The organism is Nonomuraea sp. NPDC001684 (genome assembly GCF_053596515.1).
The window spans coordinates 1-1955 of sequence record NZ_JBSFGJ010000813.1; the positions used below are offsets into that span (position 1 = coordinate 1).

3 protein-coding genes are annotated in these 1955 nt (G+C 72.1%); 1 reads left to right on the plus strand and 2 read right to left on the minus strand.

The features are described from left to right. Positions 1–81: 81 nt before the first annotated feature. On the plus strand, positions 82–507 hold the full coding sequence (locus ACWCSD_RS52065) for a hypothetical protein (RefSeq protein WP_449927249.1): 426 nt from the start codon (positions 82–84) through the stop codon (positions 505–507). Positions 508–597: 90 nt separating this feature from the next. Here ACWCSD_RS52065 and ACWCSD_RS52070 read toward each other — a convergent pair whose 3' ends face one another. Beyond that, positions 598–1404: a GNAT family N-acetyltransferase gene (locus ACWCSD_RS52070; RefSeq protein ID WP_449927252.1), complete on the minus strand. Its 807-nt coding sequence runs from the start codon at positions 1402–1404 to the stop codon at positions 598–600. A gap of 29 nt (positions 1405–1433) precedes the next feature. Continuing rightward, on the minus strand, positions 1434–1955 hold a 522-nt coding region (locus ACWCSD_RS52075; RefSeq protein WP_449927255.1), incomplete at its 5' end, for a winged helix-turn-helix transcriptional regulator.

A 1955-nucleotide genomic window follows, 5' to 3' on the forward strand; every position in this document is an offset into this window, starting at 1 on the left:
GGTCGAACTGCCGACCTTCCGCTTTTCAGGCGGACGCTCGTACCAACTGAGCTACCTGACCCAGAGCGGTCCTGACGGGACTTGAACCTCGACCAGCTCGCCCTGGCCGACTTCATCGCCTGCGGCGCCTACGACCGCCAGCTGCGCCGTATGCGCGCGATCTACCGGCGCCGCCGGAGCCTGCTCACGGCCACGCTCGCCGAGCGCGCCCCGCACATCACCGTCAGCGGCATCGCCGCAGGCCTGCACGCCGTGCTCGACCTTCCCCCCGGCACGGAGCAGGCCACCCTGCGCGCCGCCCGCCGCCTCGGCCTCGCCCTCGACGGCCTGGGTCCCTACCGGCATCCGGACAGCGCCATGCCGGCACGCGACGGCCTGGTCGTCGGGTACGGCACACCAGCCGAGCACGCGTTCGCCGCCGCGCTGGACGCCCTGTGCCTGGCCCTGCCGGCCCCCGGTGACACCGGGGTTGACGAGGCCCGCCCTCAGATGACGACCCGGCCGTAGCGCGGTCTTCCCAGGCCATGTCGCCCGGTCGCGCTCAGGGCCTCCGCGGGCCCGGCCCTTGACGAGAGGCTGTGAACCAGCGCCCGGGGCTCAGGGGTTGATGGGATGTTCGGTGAAGTTGCCGCAGGGGCGGAAGCCCAGGCGGCGGTAGACGGGCTCGCCGTCGGCCGACGCCTGCAGGACCGCGATGCGATGATCTCGGTCGCGGGCCGCACGCAGTGCCGCGAGCGTGATGGCGCCGCCGTAGCCCCGCCTGCGGTGGGCGGCCAGGGTGGAGATGTTGTAGATGCCGGCGACCCCCGCGTGATGGAACACTTCGGCGGAACACACCGGACGGCTGTCCACGTAGCCGACCAGATACCGGGCCGGGCAGTGCGCCGCCAGCGCCTGCGGGGCGGCCCGGGCGAAGAAGCGGCGGACGGTGCCGGCGGGCGGATCCCAGTTCGCGGCGAGAACCGTGGCGTAGTCGGCGAGCTGTCCGGGCGTGGCGACCCGCTGGATGTCCAGCCCTCGGACGGCGGGCGGCGCCAGGGCGTCGTCCAGCTCGGCCCACATCGCCGTCTCGCGTTCGGACGCCGGCAGACCGGCCGCCGTCAGGCGGGCACCGAGGTCCGGCGGTGTCGAGGCGGGCCCTACCCACCAGGAGAAACGGCGGCCGGTGCGAGCCGACGTCCGAGCGGTCTCGCTGATGCGGGCCGTGGCGTCGGCGACGGCGAAGCGGGCCGCGGCGACGATGTTGAAGGTGTCGTCGTCCAGGCCGCTGTCGGCCACCAGGAGGTCATCGGTCTCCGTGACGGTCGCGCCGGTCATGCTCCGGTGCAGGTGGCAGGCGTGTTCCGCCAGGTTCCGCTCCATCCTGTCCAGCAGGTCGGCTTCAACGAGTGAATGATCATGCATCTTGAGCCCTCATCTCCCGGAGCGGAGTGTCACCGCGGGGTCCGGGAGGCCATCAGGGCCTCGGGGAAGCCGGGACCGTGGACGACGTGGATCTGCCCGAGGTCGGTGACCTCGCCGCAGGTGCCGCAGGTGGTCTGCTCGGTGACGGCCCCGCCGCAACCGGTGTGCCGATACAGGATGGGCGGACCGTCGGGTGCCGCCCATCGATCACCCCACTGCGTCAGCGCGATGATCACGGGCGCCAGGTCGAGCCCCTTCGCGGTCGCGGCATAGCGGCCCCGGTCGGGCTGCTCCTTGCTCGATCGCCGTTCGAGTACGCCCGCGTCGACCAGGCTGTCCAGGCGTTTGGCCAGGATGTTGGTCGCGATGCCCAGGCGCTGGAAGTCGGCGAACCGGGTCGCTCCGGCGAACAGCACGTCACGCACGATCAGCAGGCTCCATCGCTCGCCGACGACCTCCAGCGCCCTGGCGGCCGAGCACACCTGCGTGTCGTAGGTCTTGCCGAGCATGGCGACCCCACCTCCCAGAGGAGCACTTGCGTGATGCAAGAC